Source organism: Bradyrhizobium sp. Kon10, assembly GCF_055807395.1.
The window spans coordinates 159,237-181,315 of the sequence record NZ_JBVVOZ010000006.1; the positions used below are offsets into that span (position 1 = coordinate 159,237).

A 22,079-nucleotide genomic window follows, 5' to 3' on the forward strand; every position below is an offset into this window, starting at 1 on the left:
GACGCGCGCGGTCCGGAGCCGCCGCTGTGGGTCGACGGGCTTACACCAGACGTCGCGGCAGGCTATTGTTGATCGCGCATGCTGCCACCGCCGCGTGGCCGAAAGCGACGGAGATCTGGTGCAAATCAGTCACGACGTCGCCGATGCCATACAGGCCGGCGACGGATGTGCGCTGATGATCATCGATCCTGAGATATCCATCCGACGTATGTTCCGCGCCCAGCGAGACCGCCAGCCCTGAGCGCACCTCGGCTCCCATCGCGGGGTAGACGACATCGAATTCCGCGCTGTCGCCTCCGTTGAAGCAGGCTTCGAGCCTGCGACCCCGGCGCTTCAATTGCACATCGGCGGCCTCCACGATCTCCACCCCGGCCGCGGCCAGTCGCGCTCTTGCGTCGGCATCGGCAGGCGCGGTCGCGAGCAGAGTCACGTCGCGAGAGTAACCGCGCATGAACATAGCCTTGCTTGCGGCGTGAGCCGGCGGACCGACGACACCGATCCGGCGGTCGATCGCCTCATAGGCATCGCAAACGGGGCAGTAGCGCAGAAGACCGTCCGCGACCGCGGTCCGCCATTGCTCGAACGGCGGATGGTGATCCACGATCCCGCAGGCGAGCACGACAGCCTTGGCGTCGACCCCGCCTCCAGCCCATGTGGCGCGAAATCCACCCGGGCCCGGCGCCAAACGACTGACCTCGGAGCTCACTCGCGTCACCCCAAGCTCTGCCAATTGCGCCGACATCCGTGCGAGCAGCTCGCTGCCGGACAGGCCGTGCGCAAAGCCGGGAACATTATGGCTTCGCGGAATGAGGCCAGCGCGGCTTGCACCGGCGTCGACAATACATACGCGGAGCCGAAAGCGTGCGAGATAGATCGCAGCCATCAAGCCGCCCGGCCCGCCGCCGATGACCAGGCAATCAAGCGGCATCGCCGCGCTTGTTTCGTCGAGGCCCGTCATCGCGGAAAACCTGCCTTCGGCATCAAGCTCGCGGAGCGCGAGCCTTCGACCAACCCAGGCCGCGACGCGCGGTTCCGAACCGCAGGGCGAGCAGAGCGCAATGCAGCTTCGAGCTAGCCAATCAGGCCGGCAGAGTCAGCGCCCTGACTGGGCAGATCGAAACGAGCGATGCGCCTGTCGAGGCGCCATAGCTCGATGCGATGGGTGAGCACGAGCGAAGCAGCCTGGCGCTTTGCCTCTTCATCGTCACCGCAGACGAGATTGATGCAACCAAAAACGTGACCGTTCGAGTCGATCTGGAAAGCGCGGTAATGCCTGATGCTGTGCATGGTCATTGAGCCTGCCTTCTGTAGCCGGGCGCACTCAACCAGTCGGTCAAGCTGGAGGTCACCTCGTCCTGCATCGCACGGCGCAGCAGCATGTCGCGCGCCTTGCCCGGCGGCATGCTTTGCGCGCGCTCGCGTGCCTTGTCAGCCGATGTCAGCAAGCGCTCCTGGAGCGATTGCGTCTGTTTCGTTCGCTTGCGTGTGGCGGTCATCTGCGCTTCCGCGGCTGCTTCTGAAAAGGGGAAGCCGGCCCCGGGCGGGAGGTATGGCGCGCCGGGGCTGGGATCATGCCGGCGTTGGACGACCAAGCGGCACTACCGTCAGCTTCCGGCGCAAGCCGCGTTCCCGCATTTGGATAGGTTAATTCCGCGCGAGATTTCCGCGATCTCCGCCCCGTCTATTCTCGATCTGTGCAAAGAACAAAAGCGGAACCGATGCACAGGCAGCGCGTTGGGCGAATAACGATGGGAGATCATGATGGCAGACAACACCGAGAAGGACCCGAGCGAGTGGGTGTCCGGGGATGATCCGATGACCGGCGCGCAAGCCTCCTACCTCAAGACCCTGAGTGAGCAGGCCAACCAGCCGGACCCGACCGAGAACCAGCTCACCAAGGCGCAAGCCTCGGAGCTGATCGACAAGCTGCGCGCCGAAGCGGGGCTGGAGAAGTGACAAGGCGCAGGCGGTCGTCGCCCTCACCGAAAGCTGTTCCGCGCTGATGGCCCGTCAAGCCACGGCCATCCAGACCAGCGCCGCGATCATCAGCACAAAGCCGGCAAAGGCGGTGCCGAGAAAAAACAGTTCCACATGGTCCATCGCCGCCGCCCTCGTTCCAAGCCGTAGTTTTGACGGCTCGGGGTCGCGGCGGCATTATGAAATGTGAATCGGGGGCCTGCGCCGTCGCATTTCTTGCAGGCGGCGACGCATCTTTTTTCTCGGCCCGATCTAGGACTTCGCGGTGCCGGGCTCGGCCATTTTGCGGTGCTGCTTGGCAAGCAGCTCATTCGGCGTGACGTTGGCAACGGTGGTCTGGACCTTGTTCTTGAAGCCGGTCACGATATCGGATTCTCCGCTCATCATCGCCTCGAAACCAGCCTTCGCGACATCGGCAGGGTCGTCCTTTTCCTCAGTCCCGACCTTGGTGTCCATCATATCGGCCCGGCGAAAAAACTCGGTCTCGGTCGCGCCGGGCATCAGGCAGGTGACGGTGACGCCGGAATCGCGCAGCTCCTCCCGAAGCGCGAACGAAAACGAGTCCAGGAACGCTTTGGTCCCGTTGTAGACCGCCTGGAAACTGCCGGGCGTGAATCCCGCGACCGAGCCGGTAATCAGGATGCGTCCGCTCTTGCGCCGAAGCATCTCGTTACCCGCGCGATGGATCAGGTAAAGCGTCCCGGTGATGTTCGTATCGATCACGCGCCGGACGCGATCGAACTCCTGATCGAGGAACGCCTTGCCGAGACCTACACCGGCGTTGGCGAGCAGTGCATCGACCGGCCGGTTACCCACCACGCCACAGAGCTTGTCGATGCCGCCGGTCGTTGAAAGATCAGCCTGGACGGATTCAACTTTGGCGCCGAGACCGCGGAGCTCATCGGCGGCTCCCTGGATCGCCGGTTCGTCGGCCGCGATCACGAGATCGAAGCCGGCCTTGGCACAGCATTTCGCGAGTTCCAGACCGATGCCGGTGGAAGCTCCGGTGACGACGGCAAACTGATTGGCTGGCATAAGCAGATCCTTCGAATGTCGATGATCCCGCTCAATCGCCGCGCCCGTGGCTCGTTCCAAATCTCGCGACATCTCGCGGCCGACGCCGCTTTTTTCAAGCTTCCATAGCAACCATCGTTTGTTGCTCGACTTAGATGCGTCAAGCTCAACCTGGAGACATGCATGAAAGCGCTCGTCTGGCACGGCAAGGAGGACATTCGCTGCGACACCGTGACCGATCCGGAGATTCAGGATCCGCGTGACGCCATCATCAAGGTTACAAGTTGCGCCATCTGCGGCTCGGACCTGCACCTGTTCCACAACTTCATCCCGGGCATGCTGCCTGGCGACATCATGGGACACGAGACCATGGGAGAAGTCGTCGAGGTCGGCTCCGGCGTGGACGGCAAGCTCAAGAAGGGCGATCGCATCGTCGTGCCCTTCACCATCATTTGCGGCGAATGCGATCAATGCAAGCGCGGCAATTTCTCCGTGTGCGAGACCACCAACCGCAAGCGGCAGCTCGGCGACAAGGTGTTCGGACACACCACCGCCGGACTGTTCGGTTACACGCATCTGACCGGCGGCTATCCGGGCGGCCAGGCGGAATATCTGCGCGTGCCATTTGCCGATGCCACGCACATCAAGGTTCCCGACGGCATTCCGGACGAGCAGGTGCTGTTTCTCAGCGACATCTTCCCGACCGGCTGGCAGGCCGCGGTTCATTGCGACATAGAGCCCACCGACACCGTTGCGATCTGGGGCTGCGGCCCGGTCGGCCAGATGGCGATCCGCAGTGCCATCCTGCTCGGTGCCAATCAGGTCATCGCCATCGACTGCATCCCGGAACGCCTCAGCATGGCGGAAGCCGGCGGCGCCACCACGATCAACTTCGAGACCGAAAGCGTTCTCGAGCGGATCAAGGAGCTGACAGACGGCAGGGGTCCGGAAAAATGTATCGATGCGGCCGGCATGGAATCGCATGTGATGGCCTCGCAGCCGGATACGCTGCTCGATCGCGCCAAGCAGATGGTGATGCTCGAAAGCGATCGCCCGCATGTGCTGCGTGAGATGATCTATGTCTGCCGTCCCGGCGGCATCATCTCCGTCGCGGGTGTCTACAGCGGCTTCTCCGACAAGATTCCGATGGGCGCCTTCATGAACAAGGGATTGACGATGCGAACGGGACAGACGCACGTCAACCGCTGGACCGACGACCTGCTTCGGCGGATCGAGCAAGGCGAGATCGATCCGTCTTTCGTGATCACGCATACCGTACCCCTGGAGCAGGGCCCGGAGATGTACCAGGTGTTTCGCGACAAGCGGGACTCCTGCGTCAAGGTCGTGTTGAAGCCCTGAAGGAAGCGAGCAAGACATGTTTCATTTCGGCAATATCGTGAGGACCAAGGGCGATCCGACTATCGTGGAGAGCGGGAGCAGTCTCGCGCGCCCCGAAGACCGGCTCGCACGTGCGCTCGGCTGGTTCAGCATCGGGCTCGGATTGGCGGAGCTGTTGGCGCCGCGGCGGGTCACGGAGACGCTGGGGATGGAGGGCCACGAGACGCTGGTGCGCGCATTCGGTGCCCGGGAAATCGTCAGCGGGATCATGTCGCTCTCGGTCGACAAGAACGCCGGCTTGTGGGCGCGTGTCGGCGGCGACGGCCTCGATGCTGCTGCGCTCATGTCGGCACTGACGCCGGACAATCCCAAGAAGGGCAATGTCGCATTGGCTCTTCTCATGATCGGCGGCATCGCGATGCTCGATTACCGCGCCGCGCAGGACACCAGGCCGAAGCGCCCCTCGCCCAAGGCAAGGCGCAGGCTCTACCCGGACCGCAGCGGATTTCCAAAGGGGCTCGCGGCGGTGAAGGATCGGGCCAAGCAGCTGACGAACAGCCGAGCCAAGACCGTGGTCCCCTCCTGAGCAATTGCGACCGTCAAGGCCTGTCGCGTGAAGTTCCACCCGATGTGACCGGGAGCTCGAGGGTGCTGGGCGCCAACGTACTTTGCCTGCCAACTTAGCAAACGTTAATGCGACAGTCCTGCAACCAAAGTCAAATGGGTCGCTGGCCACGTCTAACTGGATGCCTGATGCAAGCAGGGTTCGCCTTCTCCAAATTGGCAGACAGACTGTCGAGCCTCACCGATCTAACCGCTGAGGACCTCGACCTGCTCGCGGAGATGCCAAGCACCATCGTGCACGTTGGCGCTCATCAGACTGTCGTGCGACACCACAGCGAGACCGATCATTGTTGCCTTCTGCTGCAGGGCTATCTTTGCTGGCACGTCGCGGCGGGACAGGACGGGCAGATCACGGCGATATACGTGCCCGGTGACGTTCCCGATCTGCACACGCTTTACCATCCTTCGGTCGGGGCCAATCTGGTCACGCTCGGATCCGCCATCATCGCGCTGGTGCCTCACGACTTCTTTCGCGAGCTGTCCGCGAATTCGCCCGCGATGTCCCGGGCGCTGCTTCTGATGATGCTGGCCGATCTCGCCATCCAACGAAACTGGACGGTGAATCTGGGCAGCCGTGACGCCCTCTGCCGCGTCGCGCACCTTGTTTGCGAAATCAGGGAGCGCCTCCACGGCGTCGGTCTGGCGAGAGACTTCAGCTTTTCGTCTCCCTTCACGCAATCGGACCTGGCGGCCGCGTGCGGCATCTCCCCGGTCCACGCAAATCGGACGATTCAGGAGTTGCGTCGGCGCAACCTCCTGCAATGGCATGGGAAGACCATGACGATCACGGACTGGCCGGGGCTTGTCCGGCTTGCAGGCTTCGATCCCGCCTATCTGCGAACCCGTCCTCACGACAGCGCGGCGCGAGCACCGCAGCTCACACCAGTCTCGATGGGCGTCGAGCTCGCCTGAACCTTCATGCGGCCGTGCGTTTCAGCTCGGCACGCGCGAGCAGCGCGCGCCGCACCTCTTGGACGACGCCGTCCCATTGGCCCACATTCTTCTGATGGAAAAGCCGCAAGGTCGGATACCAGAACGTATGTGCTTCCGAAGCAGGCCAGCGCCAGTCGCAGTCGGCATGCAGCAACACCCAGGCCTCGCATCCCAGCGCGCCTGCCAGGTGCGCAACCATCGTGTCGACGCAAACGACGAGGTCGAGCCGACGGAGGAGATGCCCAAGCGCGACAATGTCAGGCGTACTGACGTCCTGCGCGCCCGTCTCCGCGAGCCGATCGACGCCCACACCGCGCTGGAGCGAGTAAAGCGCGATGCCGTCATGCGCAAGACATCGCAAAAGCTCCGCGGGAATGGCACGCCGCTTGTCCCAGGCGCCGACCTCCCAAACCAAACCGACGGCCATGCCGCTGGAGTTTTGCAACGGTTCCGCACGCGCGCCATCGTCCGGCAAGCTCAGATACGGCGCGCGCATTTCGGCCGCCTCGCGTCCGACACGGAGAGCATGGGGGACTTCCATGATCTCGATGTCGGTCTCGAACTCAACGCCGGGCGTACCATCGTGGAGCGGAATCGCGCGATCAACGCCCTCCGTTCGCTCGACCAATGGCAACAACTCGGCCTGGCACCAGACCGTCACGCTGCGCGCAACAGCTTCAAGTGCGGGCATAAAACGCAGAAACTGGATCGTATCACCAAGGCCATGATAGCAGCGGACAAGTACATGCCTGCCTGCGAGCGGCTCGCCGCGCCAGATCCGCTGGAGATGACGCGGCCCCGTATGCTTGGGAGCAAGCGCAAGCCTCGCCAGATCCCGATCGGTGATCGCCCAGGCTTGCGCGAACGCGCCCGCACGCATTGCTTCCGTCCAGCCGCCCGTCCCGCCCATTTAGGGCGACCGTCTAGGCTTTTACGAATTTGTGAAAGCGGCTCAACTGACCGTCCTTGGTCCGATCCTGATGAAGGAACGCTATCCCGGTTTCGTCGAACTTCTCGAAGAATTCGTCCCAGCCGATCCGCTCCAGGCCTTGATCGGGGGGATCGAAATCGATCCGCAGGATGCCGGCATGTCCATCCTCCTCGGTTGCCTTCACGGTGGCAGGCTTTCCGCCGCGCTGATCCACCCATTTCCGAATGACGTCGTGGTCGGTGGTCTTCTGAGCTTCGCTGCCTTCAGTCTTTGCTTTGGTCTTTGCATGGCTCGTGTTCATTTGGCACCTTCTTCGCTGGCGCGCTGGACCCCGACACGCGGTCGAGAGCCTCGCTTTCGCGTCCAACGCCGGCCGGAAGGATTGGTTCTCTGGCCAGTGAGGAACGGCTGCCGCATCTTCTTCATCTTCAACCAAGAAGCTGTTCGTTCCCTCCGCGCGTGCACGGATTCTAATCCAGGTTAAGCTTCTTGCATTTTGTGCAGCCGAAAAGGCTCTCGCCGCCCCACAGCATGATCTGAGCAGGAACGAACATACCCGCCGCACGTTCGCCGATCTACTTACGTTCGGCGCCGCTTGTGTCCTGGAGGGCTTCAATCCATGCATTCACGTCTTCAAGACAGGCGGCGCGTGCGCGTCGGCATCGTCGGTGTCGGCAATTGCGCGAGCTCCCTGGTCCAGGGGCTCACCTATTACCGGGACGCCGAGTCGAACGAGCCGGTGCCCGGGTTGATGAATGTCGATCTCGGCGGCTATCACATCAGCGATATCCAGATTGCTTCGGCATTCGACGTCAACGCAACCAAGGTCGGCCGCGATGTTGCTGAAGCGATCCTGGCCAAACCCAACAACACGCACCGCTTTTGCGCCGTTGCCGAGACCGGCGTGATCGTGCAACGCGGTCCCGTCATGGACGGGGTCGGCCGCTATCTCCAGGACGACATCCCGATTGCCGACGTTCCAGAGGCTGACGTGGCGGAAGTACTGGCGACATCGCGCACGGACGTTCTGGTCTCCTATCTTCCCGTCGGATCGCAGCGCGCCAGCGAATGGTACGCCGCACGTGCGATCGAGGCCGGCTGCGGCTATGTGAATTGCATCCCGGTCTTCATTGCCTCGAATCCCGATTGGCAGCGGCGGTTCGAGCAAGCCGGACTGCCGATCATCGGCGACGACATCAAAAGCCAGGTCGGCGCCACCATCGTTCACCGCGTGCTCGCCAATCTGTTTCGCGACCGCGGCGTCAGGCTCGACCGCACCTACCAGCTCAACGTCGGTGGCAATACCGATTTCAAGAACATGCTCGAGCGGGAGCGGCTGACGTCCAAGAAGATCTCGAAGACGCAGGCCGTCACCAGCCAATTCGATGTTCCCATGGACGCCGACAACATCCATGTCGGTCCGAGCGATCATGTGCCTTGGCTCACTGACCGCAAGCTTGCTTTCATCCGGCTCGAAGGCACGACCTTTGGCGGCGTTCCCCTGAGTGCGGAAGTCAAGCTGGAGGTTTGGGATTCGCCCAATTCGGCGGGTGTCGTGATCGACGCGGTCCGCTGCGCCAAACTCGCGATGGATCGCGGACAAGCCGGCGCGCTGACGGGGCCCTCGAGCTACTTCATGAAGTCGCCGCCGCGGCAGTTCACCGATGAGGAGGCCGGACGCCGGACACGGGCCTTCATCGCAGACAAGGCCTATACGTGATGGCGACGATCATTCACCTCGTGCGTCACGGTCATCACGCCCTGCTGGGACGGATGCTATGCGGCCGGATGAAGGGCGTTGCGCTCGACGATCTCGGCTGTCAGGAGATGGCGCGTTGTGTCGATCTCATCGGGCCGCGGCCAAGCTCGATTCAATCAAGCCCGCAGCGGCGCTGCATGCAGTCGGCCTGCATCATGGCCGCTCGCTTCGGTCTCCCGATCGAGATCGTGCCCGCCCTCGACGAGCTGGATTACGGCGCATGGACCGGGCGAACTTTTGACGACCTTGGCCGGGATGCGCAATGGTCCAGTTGGAATACGCAGCGCGGAGCGAGCCGTCCACCCGGCGGCGAATGCATGCGATCGCTCCAGCGCCGCGTCGTGGACCATCTCGAGCAACTGCGAAGCGATCAAGGCGCCGACATCATTGTGGCGGTCAGCCACGCCGAGCCGATTCGGGCGGCACTCCTGCACTATTCCCGAATTGAGCTCGATGATTTCATCTCCATCGAGATTGATCCAGCCAGCATCAGTACGCTCACCGTCAAGAACGGTGGGCTCACGATCACCGGCATCAACCAGCGGGTGTCTGCGTGAAAATCGTCATCTTCGGTCTGACCATCTCCTCCTCCTGGGGCAACGGCCATGCGACCTTGTGGCGCGGCCTCTGCAAGCATCTGGTGCGGCTCGGGCACACCATCGTGTTCTTCGAGCGCGACGTGCCTTATTACGCTGGAGCCCGGGATCTTTACGAACTGGCCGGTGGTCGCCTGACCCTGTTTTCGGATTGGGACGACGTGCGCCCGGCGGCGAGAAGCGACATTCGCGACGCCGACGTCGCAATTGTGACCTCTTATTGTCCGGATGCGATCGCGGCGACCGAACTGATCCTTGCCGAAGGTCGCGCAGTCCCTGTGTTCTACGACCTCGATACGCCGGTCACTCTGGCCAAGCTCATGGCGGGAGAGACAGTGAGCTATATCGGCCAACGCGGCCTGAAGGACTTCGACCTGGTCCTGAGTTTCACTGGGGGGCCGCGGATCTCGGACGAGTTCCGGACCAGGCTCGGCGCGCGTCAGGTCGAGCCGCTTTACGGTCATGTCGACACCGACATTCACAGGCCGGTCTCGCCACAGCCGCATTATCGCGCTGACCTGTCGTATCTCGGGACGTACTCCGACGATCGCCAGCCAACGCTCGAAACATTGTTCGTGAGACCTGCACAGGCGCGGCACGAGCTGCGCTTCCTGATCGGAGGCGCGCAGTATCCCGACACTTTCCCGTGGTCGCCGAACATCTATTTCGTGCAACATCTGCCGCCATCCGAACATGCGCCGTTCTTTGCGTCGTCTCGCCTGACACTGAATGTCACGCGACCGGCGATGGCGGAGATGGGTTGGTGCCCGTCTGGCCGACTGTTTGAGGCCGCGGCTTGCGGAGTTCCGCTCCTGAGCGACAACTGGCCAGGGATCGACGCGTTCTTCACTCCCGGCGACGAGATCCTGATCGCACGCGACGAGGCCGACACACTCGCCGCTTTGGCGATGCCCGACGCCGAGCTTCGAGGCATCGCACAGAAGGCGCGCGAGCGGGCCATGGACCAGCACACATCTGACAAGCGGGCCCGCGAACTCATTTCGTTGCTGGAACGAGCCGCATGTCGTGGCACGCGCCATCAACAACCCGAGGAGGCCTGACATGTGGGGCATCGTCCCGGCTGCGGGTCGCGGCAGCCGAATCCAGCCGCTCGCCTTTTCGAAGGAATTGCTGCCCGTCGGCAGCCGCGGAGACGACGGCACCGACCGTCCCTGCGCGGTCTCTGAATATCTTCTGGAGCGTTTGATTTTGGGCGGTGCAGACAAGATCTGCTTCGTGATCTCACCCGGGAAATCCGACATCCTCGAATATTTCGGCGACCATTATGGCAGCGCCCAGCTCGCCTATGTGGTGCAGCCGGAGCCAGCCGGATTGTGTGACGCAGTCTTCCGAGCCGGAACCGTGGTCGGCCGGGACGAGGACGTCGTGGTTGGTCTTCCCGACACTGTCTGGTTTCCCAAGGCCGCGTTGCAGGCTCTACCCGACGCCGACCTCTCCTTCCTGCTGTTTCCGGTCGAGCATCCGGAGTTTTTCGACGCTGTGATGCTCGACGGCGACGAGGTGACGGAAATCCAGGTAAAACAACCGGATGCCGGGTCAAAATGGATATGGGGCGCCTTTCGGATGTCCGGACAAGGGTTCCGCCAGCTCCAGGCGCTCTGGCGTGAGCGCGATCGCAGGGACGAATATTTCGGCACGCTGGTCAATGCTTACCTCGCCGCCGGCGGTCGCGGCGCAGGAGTAAAGGCAGGCGAATCCTATGTCGATGTCGGCACCATCGACGGCTATCGCACGGCCATGGCCCTTCTGGCTGGAAGCGGCACGGGAAACGGCCGCTCGCGATTGCGCGCCGGCGGATCCCCGGAGACGGCGCGCGCGCCGGCCATCACCAATGACGGAGCGGTTGCATGACCCAAGGCGCGCTTTCCCGTGACGAAATTCGCCGGCGCGTCGACGCGCTGGGTCCGTGGTTTCACAATCTCGATCTCGACGGTGTCCCGACCGCGCCCACTCATTTTCTCGGCGACTACCCGAACGTCAAATGGCGACGGTTCTCCGGCGTCATTCCCGACCGGCTCGAAGGAAAGACCGTGCTGGATATCGGCTGCAACGCCGGCTTTTACGCGATGGAAATGAAGCGGCGCGGCGCCGAGCGTGTGCTCGGCCTCGACACTGACGAGGAGTATCTAGAACAGGCGCGCTTCGCCGCGGAGGTCAATGGGCTCAGGATCGAGTTTCGCAAGATGTCGGCCTATGACGTGGGACAGCTCCGCGAAAAGTTCGATCTCGTGATCTTCATGGGCGTGCTCTATCACCTGCGTCATCCGCTGCTCGCGCTGGACCTCATCCATGAGCACGTGGCCGGCGATCTTCTGCTGTTCCAATCGATGCTGCGCGGCGACGGTCAGGTCGACGTCGTCGACAAGAATTATGACTTCTGGACCACAGAACATTTCGACTCGGCAGGCTATCCCAAGCTCCACTTCATCGAGCACAAATACGCCGATGATCCGACCAATTGGTGGGTGCCCAATCGCGCCTGCGTCGAAGCCATGCTCCGCAGCTCCGGTTTCGCCATCACCGCACATCCGGAAGACGAGGTTTATCTCTGCAAGCGGACCGAGCGGCCGCAAGCCGACGGCCCCGTCTATCCCTTCGGGAGACCCGGCTGATGATCGAAGCCGCCAAGATCTGGAATGAACCCAACAACAAATCGCATTGGGACATTCTGATCGATCCCGATTGGGAGATGTTTGCTGGCCTCGCCACCGCCGCGGGCAAGGCAATCCGTAGCGCGCATCCGACATTGCCGCGCGTGCTCGGCGGCATCTCGCCGATCGATCCGTCCTTCATCCGGAACATGCAGGCCCGCGGCGTTCTCGATCACGTCGATGCAGTGGCCGTGCACGGCTTTCCGCTGGACTGGAACCTGTGGAAGATCGGGGAATGGCCGGCCAAGCTGGACGAAATCAAAGCGGTCACCTCGCTCCCGGTCTGGGTGACCGAAGTCGGCGTGTCGTCCTTCGGTGCCGAAGAGGTGCAGGCGTGGGGTCTGTCGCGCACCGCAGAACTCCTGATCGGCCGCGCGCCACGTATCCACTGGTACAGCCTCTACGATCTTCCCTCCACCTGGGAAGCCACCACGCGGCACAAGGAGGCTGAGGGCTCCTCCTACTATCGCCATTTTCACATGGGGCTGCTGCGCGAAGATGGGACACCCAAGGCTGCGCTCGACCGGTTTGGCCCGTATGCTCGCGACATGGGCCTGTGCCAGTGGTTCCACTTCGAGGATCATCGCTTGGATGACGCGGTGCGCTGGATGCAGCGCCTCGGGGTGGCGCATCTCAGGACGGGCTTGTCGTGGGCCGATAGCTTCCGTCCCAACGCGCTCGATTGGTTCGACCGACAGATGGATGCCCTGGCAGAGTTTCAGGTGACGGTCACGTTCTGCTTCACGCCTGAACATCGGGGCATCGCCGCTCACCACACAAGTCCACCGCTTGACGTGAACGAATTTGCAGATTTCTGCGCGCGAATGGTCGAGCGCTACTGCGTCAGAACCGGCGGTTCGGCTCGCCGCTCGCTTCCTGGGCTGGCCGAGGAGGAGCGTGCATGCGTGCCCTGATCCTGGTGATGGATTCCGTCGGCATCGGTGGCGCCCCCGATGCCCAGCACTACGGTGATCAGGGCGCTGACACCGTCGGTCATATCGCCGACGCCTGCGCGTGTGGGCAAGCCGATAGCGAGGTGCGCGAGGGGCCCCTGCGTGTTCCCAACCTCGTGGCAATGGGCCTGGGTCAAGCCTGTCGACTTGCCAGCGGGCGTATTCCTCCAGGTCTCGACGGCTTCGCGCGTGAGCAATTCCAGTTCGGATGCGCAAGCGAGCTGTCGCGCGGCAAGGATACGCCATCCGGACATTGGGAAATCGCCGGCGTTCCCGTCCCGTTCGAGTGGGGCTATTTCCCGAGAACAAGACCTTGTTTTCCCGCCGAACTGATCGAGCAACTCTGTGCGGAAGCGGGGCTACCCGGCACATTGGGGAATTGCCACGCCTCCGGCACGGAGATCATCGCAGAATTCGGCGAGCGCCATATGCAAAGCGGCGAACCGATTTGTTACACCTCCGCCGACAGCGTTTTCCAGATCGCCGCACACGAAGAGGTCTTCGGGCGCGAACGCCTCTACGAGGTTTGTTCGATCGCGCGCAAGCTGATCGACCCGCTGAACATCGGCCGCGTGATTGCGCGGCCGTTCGTCGGCAGCTCCAGGCGGGACTTCAAACGCACCTCGCACCGCCGGGATTATTCCGTTCCTCCGCCAGAACAAACACTCCTCGATCTCGCGGAGAGTGACGGTCGCGACGTCGTCTCGATCGGCAAGATCGACGACATCTTTGCCCACCGCGGCACCGGACGGAACACGCGCGGCGACGGCAACAATGCACTCTTCGACGCCACGCTCAAACAGCTGCGTGGGCTCGCAGACGGCGGTCTCTTGTTTGCGAACTTCGTGGATTTCGACACGACTTACGGCCATCGCCGCGACGTGACCGGATACGCCGCAGCACTCGAAGCCTTCGACGCACGCCTGCCGGAGTTGCTGGAGGCCCTGCGAAGTGACGATCTTCTGATTATCACCGCCGACCATGGCTGCGATCCGTCGTGGGGCGGAACAGATCACACCCGCGAGCAGGTCCCAATTTTAGCCCTGAATGCGACTCGAAACTCGCGCATCGGGCGGCGGACCGGCTTTGCCGACATCGGCGCGTCCGTGGCCGCGCATCTCGACCTGCCGCCGCTCCTCCAAGGCACCAGCTTTCAAGGCATCCGCTTTTGAAAAAGCGCGCCTGCGATTCACTCAGGTTATTGATCCAGGTTAGAGAAACTTTCGTTTGTACGTTTTCGAGGAACGAACATTCCTTGCACCGCTTCTAACTTCGAACGTGACTGGCGCGCGGGTCGCCCGACCAATTAGCAAAGCGCGCTTCCACTCTCATTCAGGTCGATCTCCCACGATCGGCCTCACGGTGCACGGAGCGGTGAATGACGCGGGTAATGATCACTGGAGGTGCGGGGTTCATCGGCTCCCATGCTGCCGATGTCCTCCTTGCGGCCGGCTACGAGGTCAGGATCCTCGACAATCTCTCGCCTCAGGTTCACGGCGGCAATCGTCAGCGTCCGGCCTATCTTGCCGACGACGCCGAGCTCGTGGTCGGGGATGTCACGGACGCACTTGCCGTCGAACACGCTCTGCGCGGCACCGACATGGTTCTCCATCTCGCCTCCGCCGTTGGCGTTGGTCAGAGCATGTACGACATCGAACCTTACGTCAGGACCAACGAGGTCGGCACAGCCGTGCTGTTGCAGGCGCTTTCCAAGCGACCGGTCGAGCGGCTGGTGGTGGCCTCGTCCATGAGCATCTACGGCGAGGGACTTTATAGCAGCGCCGACCACAGGGTCGTGGCCTGCGAAGAGCGGCCGATCGAACAGCTTCGCCGCGGCGAGTGGGAGTTACGCGACAGTTCCGGCCATCCGCTCGAACCCGTTCCGACGCCCGAGACAAAGCAGCCGTCGCTGAGCTCGATTTACGCGCTGAACAAATATGCGCAGGAGCGCATGTGCCTGATCACGGGCAAAGCTTACGGCATCCCCACTGTAGCCCTGCGCTTCTTCAACGTGTTCGGTCCGCGCCAGGCCTTGTCCAATCCCTACACCGGCGTGCTCGCCATCTTTGCCGCCCGGTTGCTCAACGGACGGTCGCCCCTCGTGTTCGAGGACGGCCAGCAGCGCCGCGACTTCGTCCATGTGCATGACGTGGCAAGGGCATGCCGCATCGCGCTCGAGGCCGAACACGCCCAGGACGTCTTTAACGTCGGCTCGGGCCAGAGCCGAACCATTGTTTCGGTGGCGCAAGACCTGGCCGAAGTGATGGGCCGGAGCGAAATCGAACCCGAGATCACCCGAAAGTACCGTGCCGGCGATATCAGGCACTGCTTCGCCGATATCGGCAAGTCGCGCGATCTGCTCGGGTTCGAGCCACATGTCGGCTTCAAGGATGGCCTCGAAGAGCTCGCCGAATATCTGGCGGACCAGATTGCCGACGATCAAGCCGAGCGAGCCACCAGGGAGTTGCTGCAACGGGGATTGGTCGCGTGATGACAGAGACCCGCGACAACAAACCAGTCCTCATCACCGGCGGCTGCGGCTTCATTGGCTGCAATCTCGCCGATCGGCTTGCGCAGCGTGGCGAGAGCGTTTTGGTGCTGGACAATCTCGCGCGCGCCGGGGTGCGGGAGAACGCGCAATGGCTGAGGTCCAGGCATGGCGAGAAGATTGCCATCACGGTTGCCGATATCCGTGAGCCCATTCCGGTGATCGACGCGGTGCGCGAGGCGCGTGCCGTGCTGCACCTGGCCGCCCAGGTCGCGGTCACCGACAGCGTGAGCGATCCCGCCTCGGATTTCGAGATCAACGCGCGCGGTACGCTGAACGTTCTCGAAGCCGTCCGCCTGCACAACCGGCAGGCACCGGTGATCTTCGCCTCGACCAACAAGGTCTACGGCCGCCTGATCGAGGACAGCGCGATCACGCTCTCAGGTCGCCGCTACATGCCGACGGACGTTCTCCTGGCGGCCGGGGTCTCCGAAAATGCGCCGCTTGATTTCTATAGCCCTTATGGCTGTTCCAAGGGCACCGCGGACCAATATGTTCACGACTACGCCCGTGTCTTCGGTCTCCGGACCGTGGTGATGCGGATGAGTTGCATCTACGGCCCGCGCCAGTTCGGGACCGAGGATCAGGGCTGGATCGCGCATTTCCTGTTGAGCGCGCTCCGCGGAAACCCGCTCACGATCTATGGCGACGGCAAGCAGGTCCGCGATGCACTTCACGTCTCGGACGCGGTGAGCGCCTGGCTCGCTGTGCTCGACCGCATGGACTCGGTCCGCGGACGCGTGTTCAACCTCGGCGGTGGTCCCGCCAATGCGATCAGCCTGCTGGAATTGATCGATGCCATCACCGAGCTGACCGGTCGCAATGTCGCCTACAGCTTCGCCGATTGGCGTCCCGGCGATCAGCCCTGGTACGTCACCGACACAAGCGCGTTGTCCACGACTATCGGCTGGGCTCCGCAAATCGCCGTCACGGAAGGCCTCCGCTCGCTCCACACATGGCTCGACAGCCGTTTCGCATCGCCCCACGGCAATCGGGAGGCCATGGCATGACGCGCGTCGCCCTCATCAATCCCAATTGGGACTTCGGCGGCAGCATCTATTTCGGCTGCCGATCCCCTCACCTGCCGCTCGAGCTCGGAATTTCCGATCACTATCTGAAGGCGGCCGGGCACACGACCCTGCTGCTCGATGCGCACATGTTCGATCTGTCGCTGGCCGAGGTCGAGGCCGAACTGCGCGGCTTCGGTCCTGACTTGGTCGTCATCACGACGGCGCCGACCTACCTGTTTTGGCGCTGCGCGCCGCCCGAGCTTCGTGTTCCACAGGAGCTTGCGCTGGCACTCCGAGACCTCGTCCCGGTGCTGGTCGCGATAGGCCCCCACGGCTCGACCACGCCGCGGGCGGCGCTGAAGAAGCTCGGCGCCGATATCGTGGTGATGGGGGAATGCGAGATCTCCCTGCTTCGGCTGGCCAATGGCGAGCGCGACTTCGCCGGCCTGTGCTTTGCCGACGGAGCTTCGGTGCGGGTCAATGGAGGCCCCCAAGCGGTCGACTTCAAGGATCAGCCGCCGCTGCGCTGGCCGGACGAGATGGTGCGGCGCCATCAGCACCACCATCATCGCTTCGAGGCCGAGCCGGTCGCTCCCGGCGCGGAAGTCGAAGCGTCACGGGGATGCCCATACAGCTGCACGTTCTGCGCCAAGGACAATTTTCGCAACGCCTATCGCAAACGTCCCCCCGCGATCATCCTCGATGAAATCGACCGCCTGCGCCAACAAGGCATCGAATATGTCTACTTCATCGACGAGATCTTTCTCCCGAACAGGGAGCTGCTGGAGGGACTGCGCGCGCGCGGGCTGAAGTTCGGCGTGCAGACGCGGATCGACCTCTGGAAACCGGACATGTTGGCATTGCTCGGCCAGGCCGGCTGCGTGTCGATCGAGGCCGGAATCGAGAGCCTGACGGTGGAGGGGCGCGCCGCACTCGCCAAGAATTGCAAGATGACCACCGACCAATTGGCCGAGCGCTTGGTCGAGGCACGCCGTCACGTCCCCTTCGTGCAGGCCAACCTGATCGAAGTGCCCGAGGACGATGATCCGGTCGTGCAACGCTGGCGCCGCCAGATGCAGGATGCCGGCATCTGGGCCAATGATCCGGTGCCGCTCTACCCCTATCCGGGCTCGCCGGATTACAGAAAGCTATGGGGCGAACCCGACGATTTCGCCTGGGAACGCGCGCATCAGCACTATCTCGCGTTGTTCGACCAGTTCAGTGACGTGCAGAACGACCGTCCCGTTCCCCTCGATGCTCTCGAACTTCAGGTCGCGCCATGAGCGGTCTCCCGGAGCTCAGCATCCTGATGACCACCGACACGGTGGGTGGGGTGTGGACCTATTCCTGTGGCCTCGCCACGACTCTCACCGAAGCCGGCGCCGAGGTCACCCTTGTGACCCTGGGTCCCCGCGCGCGCGCAGATCAGCTGGCCATGCTGCATGAGTCCCGAGTGCGTTTGATCGAGACGGACCTGGCGCTTGAATGGCAGGATCCTGAAGGGCACAACATCTCGGACGCACAGCGCGTCCTTGCCGGCCTCGAAGCCAAACTCAGGCCCGACCTTGTTCATCTCAACAGCTTTCGCGAAGCATCCTTCGGCTGGCGCGCGCCAACCGTGGTCGTGGCACATTCCTGCGTTCGCTCCTGGGCGCGGGCCTGTCGGGACAGCGCGTGGCTGGAGGAGCCGCGATGGCGCCGCTACACTGAGCGGGTCGCGGCAGCTCTCGATAATGCTCAAGCGTGGGTGTGCCCGAGCCGTTCGTTCCACAGCGAGATCGCGGAGATCTACCGTCCCCGCTCCCCGGGCGCGGTGATCTGGAACGGGATCGCACCCGGCGGTGCCGGTGGGCGAAAACAGGAACTGATCTTCGCGGCGGGTCGACTTTGGGACCGCGCCAAGAACATCGAAGCTCTCGCGGCCGCGGCACCTGGTCTCCCCTGGCCCGTCCAGGTCGCGGGACCGGCCGATGCAAGCCCGTCAGCTGCTGTGAGCTGGCTTGGACAGTTGCCGCACGAGGTCATGCGCGCACACCTGCAGCATGCCGCCGTCTTTGTCAGCCCGGCACTGTACGAGCCGTTCTGTCTGTGCGTCCTCGAGGCCGCGGCCGCGGGCTGTGCGCTCGTCCTGTCCGACATCCCGACGTTCCGGGAATTGTGGAGCGGAGCTGCGCTGTTCGTCGATCCCGCCGACCGCCAGGCGTTGCATCGTGCGCTCGCGCATCTCTGCACCGACGAACGTGAGCGCACCCGGCTGCAACGTGCCGCTTATGAATACTCGCTGACCTATTCGCTGGCGCGGATGACCAGCGCGTATTTGAGGCTCTACGAAGGGCTGCTCACATCTCGGCGCGCAACGGCGCCGGATGATGCCATCGAGGTGCGCGCATGAAGTGCGTCCTGTTCTATCACGCGTTCAGCTCCTGCTGGAACAACGGCAACGCGCATTTTCTGCGCGGCTACGCGCGCGAGCTTCATGCGCTCGGTCACGAAGTCGTCGTCTACGAACCCGGTGACGGCTGGAGCCGGTTGAATGCCATGCGAGAGGGCGGCACGCATGCGATGGACGACATCCCGGCGCTGTTCCCCGGCATCGACGTTCGTCGTTATGACGCTTTCCTGGATCTCGACAAGGCACTGCACGGCGCCGATCTCGTGATCGTTCACGAGTGGAACTCGCCCGATCTGATCGCGCAGATCGGGCGCAGGCGTGCGCAAGGCGCGTTCTTTACGTTGCTGTTTCACGACACCCACCACCGCGCCGTCAGTGCGCCGGAAGAACTGGCACAGTTCGACCTCGATGGGTTCGACGGCGTGCTCGCCTTCGGCGAGGTGCTCCGCCAGATCTATCTGAAGCTCGGCTGGGCCGACCGCGCCTTCACGTGGCACGAGGCGGCTGACGTCGCGCTGTACCATCCGTTGCCGCATATCGCACGCACCGACGATTTGATCTGGATCGGCAATTGGGGCGACGGCGAACGCAGCGCCGAACTCAACGAATTCCTGGTTGAGCCGGTCGCTGAGCTGAAGCTGCGCGCGAGCGCCTATGGCGTCCGCTATTCGGATGCGGCGCTCGAGACGATATGGGCCGCAGGCATCCGCTATCGAGGCTGGCTGCCGGCGCACCGGGCTCCCGCAGCCTTCGCCAGCGCACGCGCAACGGTGCATGTGCCGCGCGGCCCCTATGTCCGATCGCTTCCAGGCATCCCGACCATTCGCGTGTTCGAGGCGATGGCCTGCGGCATCCCGTTGGTATCCGCACCTTGGTCGGATTCGGAAGGCCTGTTCCCCGACGGCAGCTATTTCAGCGCTGCCAATGGAGCGCAGATGAAACGCACGCTGCGCATGCTTCTGAGTGACCGCGAGCTATCCTCCGCCACAGTGGAGGCCGGCCTCCGCGTGATCAGGGAACGTCACACCTGCCGCCATCGCGCGGAACAGCTTCTCGGCATCGTGGACAGCATCCGGATCTCGGGCCAGCCGCAGCAGCGGCCATATGTTGGAGCCGTCGCATGAAGATCTGCTTCTTCGGATCCAGCCTGGTTTCCTCGTACTGGAACGGCGCCGCAACCTATTACCGTGGCATGCTGAAGGAAATCGCGGCACTCGGGCACGACATCACCTTCTTCGAGCCGGACGCTTTCGAGCGCCAGGCGCATCGCGATATCGCGGATCCCGATTGGGCAAACGTCGTCGTCTATCCGGCCACGCCCGATGGCTGGCAACGCAGCATCGAGATGGCCGCCATGTCGGCCGACATGCTGATCAAGGCCAGCGGCGTCGGCGTGTTCGACCAGGAATTGGAGATCGCCGCAGCCAACATCCCGTCGAAGGCGCTGCGGATCTACTGGGATGTCGACGCGCCCGCCACGCTCGAGGCGATGGCGAACGATCCGCAACATCATCTCCGCCGTGCCATCCCGTCCTACGACATGGTGCTGACCTATGGCGGCGGCGACGGCGTCGTATCCGCCTATCGCGCCGTGGGTGCCCGCGACTGCGTCCCGATCTACAATGCGCTCGACCCCGCCACGCATTATTCGGCGCCGCCGAAGCCGCGGTTCTGTTGCGATCTTGGCCTGCTGGCGAACCGCCTGCCTGATCGCGAGCAGCGCGTCGAGACATTCTTCATCGATGTTGCACGTTCCTTGCCGACAAAGACCTTTGTGCTTGGCGGCTCGGGTTGGGAAAGCAAGGACACGCCTGCCAATCTGCGCAAGGTCGGACATGTCGGAACCGCGGACCACAACGCATTCTTCGGCTCAGGTCTCGCCACACTGAATGTCAATCGCGACAGCATGGCGCGCTACGGGTTCTCCCCACCGACGCGAGTCTTCGAGGCCATCGGCGCCGGCGCCTGCCTGATCACCGATCAATGGGACGGCATCGATCATTTTCTCGAACCTGGCCGCGAGGTCCTGGTGGCCTCGACGGGCGCGGAGGTCGCGGACCACATCAGCTCTCTGAGCCCGGATCGCGCGCAGGCGATCGCCGGCCGCGCACGGCTACGTATCCTCGGCCACCATACCTATCGGCACCGCGCGCGCCAGTTCAGCGATCTATTTGTCGGAAGCAGTTCGCGAATCGAGGCAGCAGAATGAAGCTCAACATTGTCGTCATCGGTCTTTCGGTCACGTCGTCCTGGGGCAACGGTCACGCCACGACCTATCGCGCCCTGATCGAGGCCCTGGCGCAACGCGGCCACCACGTCACCTTTCTGGAGCGGGACGTGCCGTGGTACCGAAACCATCGCGATCTGGTGAACCCTTCCGCGTGGAACGCAAGCCTCTACGAGTCCCTGAGTGACATTCCACGCCGCTTCGGCCAACTCATCCGTGGGGCCAATCTGGTGATCATCGGCTCCTTCGTCCCGGACGGCATTGCGATTTCCGAATGGGTCACGAGCCAAGCCCAGGGCATTACCGCCTTCTACGACATCGATACGCCGGTCACGTTGTCCCGGCTCGAAGGAAATTTGGACTATCTTTCTGCCGCGATGATCCCGCGTTTCGACCTCTATCTCTCCTTCTCCGGCGGTCCAGTTCCGCAGATGATTGAGGAGACTTACGGCAGTCCTCTGGCGCGGGCGCTGTATTGCAGCGCCGATACGCGGGTATACGCGCCCCAGCAGGCCGAGCCGAAATGGTCTCTGGGCTATCTCGGGACCTACAGTGACGACAGGCAACCGGTCCTTGAAGAATTGCTTCTCGCGCCTGCCCGCGCCCTTCCGTCCGAGCAATTTGTGGTCGCGGGGGCACAATACCCCGACGATATCACCTGGCCGGACAACGTGTTCCGGATCGAGCATCTCCCGCCACAACGGCATCCGATGTTCTACTCGGAGCAGCGCTTCGCCCTGAATGCGACCCGCGCAGACATGCGCGCTCTGGGCTTCTCTCCGAGCGTTCGGCTGTTTGAAGCGGCCGCCTGCGGCACGCCGATCATCTCGGACAAATGGCCGGGACTCGAGACCATCTTCAAGCCGTCGCAGGAAATTCTGCTGGTCTCGAGCCCGCGGGACGTCGTCGAGATCCTGCGCGACATGCCTGAGGAACGCCGTCGCACCATCGCAGCGAACGCGAGACGGCGAGTCCTCGCCGAGCACACGTCGTATCACAGAGCCGAGCAACTGGAGGCCTATTACCTGGAAGCACTCGCGCGGCGTCGACGCAAAGCAGGAAGATTGTCCGAAATCCGGCCGGTGCAGGTCGCCGAGTTCTGAAA

At 63.1% G+C, this 22,079-nt stretch carries 24 protein-coding genes; 18 read left to right on the plus strand and 6 right to left on the minus strand.

Annotated features, from left to right (window positions below):
• Positions 1-40: 40 nt before the first annotated feature.
• The 3 genes from AC0L2O_RS11675 to AC0L2O_RS11685 form a co-directional block, all read right to left on the minus strand.
• Entirely contained in the window at positions 41-958 is a 918-nt protein-coding gene (locus AC0L2O_RS11675) for an NAD(P)/FAD-dependent oxidoreductase (protein WP_473369814.1), read from the minus strand.
• A 113-nt stretch (positions 959-1,071) separates the two neighbouring features.
• Positions 1,072-1,293: a hypothetical protein gene (locus tag AC0L2O_RS11680; protein WP_473369815.1), complete on the minus strand. Its 222-nt coding sequence runs from the start codon at positions 1,291-1,293 to the stop codon at positions 1,072-1,074.
• Positions 1,290-1,496, minus strand: coding sequence for a hypothetical protein (locus AC0L2O_RS11685; RefSeq protein ID WP_409187731.1), 207 nt, complete (start codon positions 1,494-1,496; stop codon positions 1,290-1,292). Before AC0L2O_RS11685 ends, AC0L2O_RS11680 begins: the two co-directional genes overlap by 4 nt.
• Before the next feature lie 265 nt (positions 1,497-1,761).
• On the opposite strand from AC0L2O_RS11685, the gene AC0L2O_RS11690 reads away from it, so the two are divergent.
• A complete protein-coding gene (locus AC0L2O_RS11690; RefSeq protein ID WP_369722264.1) occupies positions 1,762-1,956 on the plus strand; it encodes a DUF3072 domain-containing protein in 195 nt (64 codons plus the stop codon).
• A gap of 273 nt (positions 1,957-2,229) precedes the next feature.
• Here AC0L2O_RS11690 and AC0L2O_RS11695 read toward each other — a convergent pair whose 3' ends face one another.
• The gene (locus tag AC0L2O_RS11695; RefSeq protein ID WP_473369816.1) at positions 2,230-3,012 is read right to left on the minus strand and encodes an SDR family NAD(P)-dependent oxidoreductase; all 783 of its coding nucleotides are present in this window, start codon (positions 3,010-3,012) and stop codon (positions 2,230-2,232) included.
• Between the two features lie 162 nt (positions 3,013-3,174).
• On the opposite strand from AC0L2O_RS11695, the gene AC0L2O_RS11700 reads away from it, so the two are divergent.
• The 3 genes from AC0L2O_RS11700 to AC0L2O_RS11710 all read left to right on the plus strand — a co-directional run bounded on the left by AC0L2O_RS11700 (position 3,175) and on the right by AC0L2O_RS11710 (position 5,865).
• On the plus strand, positions 3,175-4,350 hold the full coding sequence (locus AC0L2O_RS11700; protein WP_369722262.1) for a zinc-dependent alcohol dehydrogenase: 1,176 nt from the start codon (positions 3,175-3,177) through the stop codon (positions 4,348-4,350).
• A gap of 16 nt (positions 4,351-4,366) precedes the next feature.
• Entirely contained in the window at positions 4,367-4,915 is a 549-nt protein-coding gene (locus AC0L2O_RS11705) for a hypothetical protein (RefSeq protein ID WP_369722261.1), read from the plus strand.
• A gap of 167 nt (positions 4,916-5,082) precedes the next feature.
• On the plus strand, positions 5,083-5,865 hold the full coding sequence (locus AC0L2O_RS11710) for a Crp/Fnr family transcriptional regulator (RefSeq protein ID WP_473369817.1): 783 nt from the start codon (positions 5,083-5,085) through the stop codon (positions 5,863-5,865).
• 4 nt (positions 5,866-5,869) lie between these two features.
• On the opposite strand, the gene AC0L2O_RS11715 is transcribed toward AC0L2O_RS11710, so the two are convergent.
• On the minus strand, positions 5,870-6,766 hold the full coding sequence (locus tag AC0L2O_RS11715; protein WP_473369818.1) for a glycosyltransferase family protein: 897 nt from the start codon (positions 6,764-6,766) through the stop codon (positions 5,870-5,872).
• A 43-nt stretch (positions 6,767-6,809) separates the two neighbouring features.
• Positions 6,810-7,118, minus strand: a complete 309-nt coding sequence (locus tag AC0L2O_RS11720; RefSeq protein ID WP_473369906.1) for a hypothetical protein — start codon at positions 7,116-7,118, stop codon at positions 6,810-6,812.
• Between the two features lie 318 nt (positions 7,119-7,436).
• On the opposite strand from AC0L2O_RS11720, the gene AC0L2O_RS11725 reads away from it, so the two are divergent.
• The 14 genes from AC0L2O_RS11725 (at position 7,437) to AC0L2O_RS11790 (ending at position 22,077) form a co-directional block, all read left to right on the plus strand.
• The gene (locus tag AC0L2O_RS11725; RefSeq protein WP_473369819.1) at positions 7,437-8,537 is read left to right on the plus strand and encodes an inositol-3-phosphate synthase; all 1,101 of its coding nucleotides are present in this window, start codon (positions 7,437-7,439) and stop codon (positions 8,535-8,537) included.
• Complete coding sequence (locus tag AC0L2O_RS11730; protein ID WP_473369820.1) at positions 8,537-9,133, plus strand: histidine phosphatase family protein; 597 nt, start codon at positions 8,537-8,539, stop codon at positions 9,131-9,133. The genes AC0L2O_RS11725 and AC0L2O_RS11730 overlap by 1 nt, the downstream gene beginning before the upstream one ends.
• Complete coding sequence (locus AC0L2O_RS11735) at positions 9,130-10,233, plus strand: CgeB family protein (RefSeq protein WP_473369821.1); 1,104 nt, start codon at positions 9,130-9,132, stop codon at positions 10,231-10,233. Before AC0L2O_RS11730 ends, AC0L2O_RS11735 begins: the two co-directional genes overlap by 4 nt.
• A 1-nt stretch (position 10,234) precedes the next feature.
• Positions 10,235-11,044, plus strand: coding sequence for a nucleotidyltransferase family protein (locus AC0L2O_RS11740; protein WP_473369822.1), 810 nt, complete (start codon positions 10,235-10,237; stop codon positions 11,042-11,044).
• On the plus strand, positions 11,041-11,805 hold the full coding sequence (locus AC0L2O_RS11745) for a TIGR04290 family methyltransferase (RefSeq protein ID WP_473369823.1): 765 nt from the start codon (positions 11,041-11,043) through the stop codon (positions 11,803-11,805). The genes AC0L2O_RS11740 and AC0L2O_RS11745 overlap by 4 nt, the downstream gene beginning before the upstream one ends.
• A complete protein-coding gene (locus AC0L2O_RS11750; RefSeq protein WP_473369824.1) occupies positions 11,805-12,758 on the plus strand; it encodes a glycoside hydrolase 5 family protein in 954 nt (317 codons plus the stop codon). The genes AC0L2O_RS11745 and AC0L2O_RS11750 overlap by 1 nt, the downstream gene beginning before the upstream one ends.
• Positions 12,746-13,969: a phosphopentomutase gene (locus AC0L2O_RS11755; protein WP_473369825.1), complete on the plus strand. Its 1,224-nt coding sequence runs from the start codon at positions 12,746-12,748 to the stop codon at positions 13,967-13,969. Before AC0L2O_RS11750 ends, AC0L2O_RS11755 begins: the two co-directional genes overlap by 13 nt.
• 206 nt (positions 13,970-14,175) lie before the next feature.
• A complete protein-coding gene (locus AC0L2O_RS11760; RefSeq protein ID WP_473369826.1) occupies positions 14,176-15,288 on the plus strand; it encodes an NAD-dependent epimerase/dehydratase family protein in 1,113 nt (370 codons plus the stop codon).
• Entirely contained in the window at positions 15,288-16,355 is a 1,068-nt protein-coding gene (locus AC0L2O_RS11765) for an NAD-dependent epimerase/dehydratase family protein (RefSeq protein ID WP_369726690.1), read from the plus strand. The genes AC0L2O_RS11760 and AC0L2O_RS11765 overlap by 1 nt, the downstream gene beginning before the upstream one ends.
• The gene (locus AC0L2O_RS11770; protein WP_473369827.1) at positions 16,352-17,638 is read left to right on the plus strand and encodes a TIGR04295 family B12-binding domain-containing radical SAM protein; all 1,287 of its coding nucleotides are present in this window, start codon (positions 16,352-16,354) and stop codon (positions 17,636-17,638) included. Before AC0L2O_RS11765 ends, AC0L2O_RS11770 begins: the two co-directional genes overlap by 4 nt.
• The gene (locus AC0L2O_RS11775) at positions 17,635-18,747 is read left to right on the plus strand and encodes a glycosyltransferase family 4 protein (RefSeq protein ID WP_473369828.1); all 1,113 of its coding nucleotides are present in this window, start codon (positions 17,635-17,637) and stop codon (positions 18,745-18,747) included. Before AC0L2O_RS11770 ends, AC0L2O_RS11775 begins: the two co-directional genes overlap by 4 nt.
• The gene (locus AC0L2O_RS11780; protein ID WP_473369829.1) at positions 18,744-19,871 is read left to right on the plus strand and encodes a CgeB family protein; all 1,128 of its coding nucleotides are present in this window, start codon (positions 18,744-18,746) and stop codon (positions 19,869-19,871) included. The genes AC0L2O_RS11775 and AC0L2O_RS11780 overlap by 4 nt, the downstream gene beginning before the upstream one ends.
• Positions 19,868-20,956, plus strand: coding sequence for a CgeB family protein (locus tag AC0L2O_RS11785; RefSeq protein ID WP_409187720.1), 1,089 nt, complete (start codon positions 19,868-19,870; stop codon positions 20,954-20,956). The genes AC0L2O_RS11780 and AC0L2O_RS11785 overlap by 4 nt, the downstream gene beginning before the upstream one ends.
• The gene (locus tag AC0L2O_RS11790; RefSeq protein WP_473369830.1) at positions 20,953-22,077 is read left to right on the plus strand and encodes a CgeB family protein; all 1,125 of its coding nucleotides are present in this window, start codon (positions 20,953-20,955) and stop codon (positions 22,075-22,077) included. The genes AC0L2O_RS11785 and AC0L2O_RS11790 overlap by 4 nt, the downstream gene beginning before the upstream one ends.
• Positions 22,078-22,079 lie beyond the last annotated feature (2 nt).

Bases quoted from the DNA above. Each gene is read 5' to 3' on its own strand.
- AC0L2O_RS11675 (WP_473369814.1), bottom strand. From the start codon at position 958: ATGACGGGCCTCGACGAAACAAGCGCGGCGATGCCGCTTGATTGCCTG.
- AC0L2O_RS11680 (WP_473369815.1), bottom strand. From the start codon at position 1,293: ATGACCATGCACAGCATCAGGCATTACCGCGCTTTCCAGATCGACTCG.
- AC0L2O_RS11685 (WP_409187731.1), bottom strand. From the start codon at position 1,496: ATGACCGCCACACGCAAGCGAACGAAACAGACGCAATCGCTCCAGGAG.
- AC0L2O_RS11690 (WP_369722264.1), top strand. From the start codon at position 1,762: ATGGCAGACAACACCGAGAAGGACCCGAGCGAGTGGGTGTCCGGGGAT.
- AC0L2O_RS11695 (WP_473369816.1), bottom strand. From the start codon at position 3,012: ATGCCAGCCAATCAGTTTGCCGTCGTCACCGGAGCTTCCACCGGCATC.
- AC0L2O_RS11700 (WP_369722262.1), top strand. From the start codon at position 3,175: ATGAAAGCGCTCGTCTGGCACGGCAAGGAGGACATTCGCTGCGACACC.
- AC0L2O_RS11705 (WP_369722261.1), top strand. From the start codon at position 4,367: ATGTTTCATTTCGGCAATATCGTGAGGACCAAGGGCGATCCGACTATC.
- AC0L2O_RS11710 (WP_473369817.1), top strand. From the start codon at position 5,083: ATGCAAGCAGGGTTCGCCTTCTCCAAATTGGCAGACAGACTGTCGAGC.
- AC0L2O_RS11715 (WP_473369818.1), bottom strand. From the start codon at position 6,766: ATGCGTGCGGGCGCGTTCGCGCAAGCCTGGGCGATCACCGATCGGGAT.
- AC0L2O_RS11720 (WP_473369906.1), bottom strand. From the start codon at position 7,118: ATGAACACGAGCCATGCAAAGACCAAAGCAAAGACTGAAGGCAGCGAA.
- AC0L2O_RS11725 (WP_473369819.1), top strand. From the start codon at position 7,437: ATGCATTCACGTCTTCAAGACAGGCGGCGCGTGCGCGTCGGCATCGTC.
- AC0L2O_RS11730 (WP_473369820.1), top strand. From the start codon at position 8,537: ATGGCGACGATCATTCACCTCGTGCGTCACGGTCATCACGCCCTGCTG.
- AC0L2O_RS11740 (WP_473369822.1), top strand. From the start codon at position 10,235: ATGTGGGGCATCGTCCCGGCTGCGGGTCGCGGCAGCCGAATCCAGCCG.
- AC0L2O_RS11745 (WP_473369823.1), top strand. From the start codon at position 11,041: ATGACCCAAGGCGCGCTTTCCCGTGACGAAATTCGCCGGCGCGTCGAC.
- AC0L2O_RS11750 (WP_473369824.1), top strand. From the start codon at position 11,805: ATGATCGAAGCCGCCAAGATCTGGAATGAACCCAACAACAAATCGCAT.
- AC0L2O_RS11755 (WP_473369825.1), top strand. From the start codon at position 12,746: ATGCGTGCCCTGATCCTGGTGATGGATTCCGTCGGCATCGGTGGCGCC.
- AC0L2O_RS11760 (WP_473369826.1), top strand. From the start codon at position 14,176: ATGACGCGGGTAATGATCACTGGAGGTGCGGGGTTCATCGGCTCCCAT.
- AC0L2O_RS11765 (WP_369726690.1), top strand. From the start codon at position 15,288: ATGACAGAGACCCGCGACAACAAACCAGTCCTCATCACCGGCGGCTGC.
- AC0L2O_RS11770 (WP_473369827.1), top strand. From the start codon at position 16,352: ATGACGCGCGTCGCCCTCATCAATCCCAATTGGGACTTCGGCGGCAGC.
- AC0L2O_RS11775 (WP_473369828.1), top strand. From the start codon at position 17,635: ATGAGCGGTCTCCCGGAGCTCAGCATCCTGATGACCACCGACACGGTG.
- AC0L2O_RS11780 (WP_473369829.1), top strand. From the start codon at position 18,744: ATGAAGTGCGTCCTGTTCTATCACGCGTTCAGCTCCTGCTGGAACAAC.
- AC0L2O_RS11785 (WP_409187720.1), top strand. From the start codon at position 19,868: ATGAAGATCTGCTTCTTCGGATCCAGCCTGGTTTCCTCGTACTGGAAC.
- AC0L2O_RS11790 (WP_473369830.1), top strand. From the start codon at position 20,953: ATGAAGCTCAACATTGTCGTCATCGGTCTTTCGGTCACGTCGTCCTGG.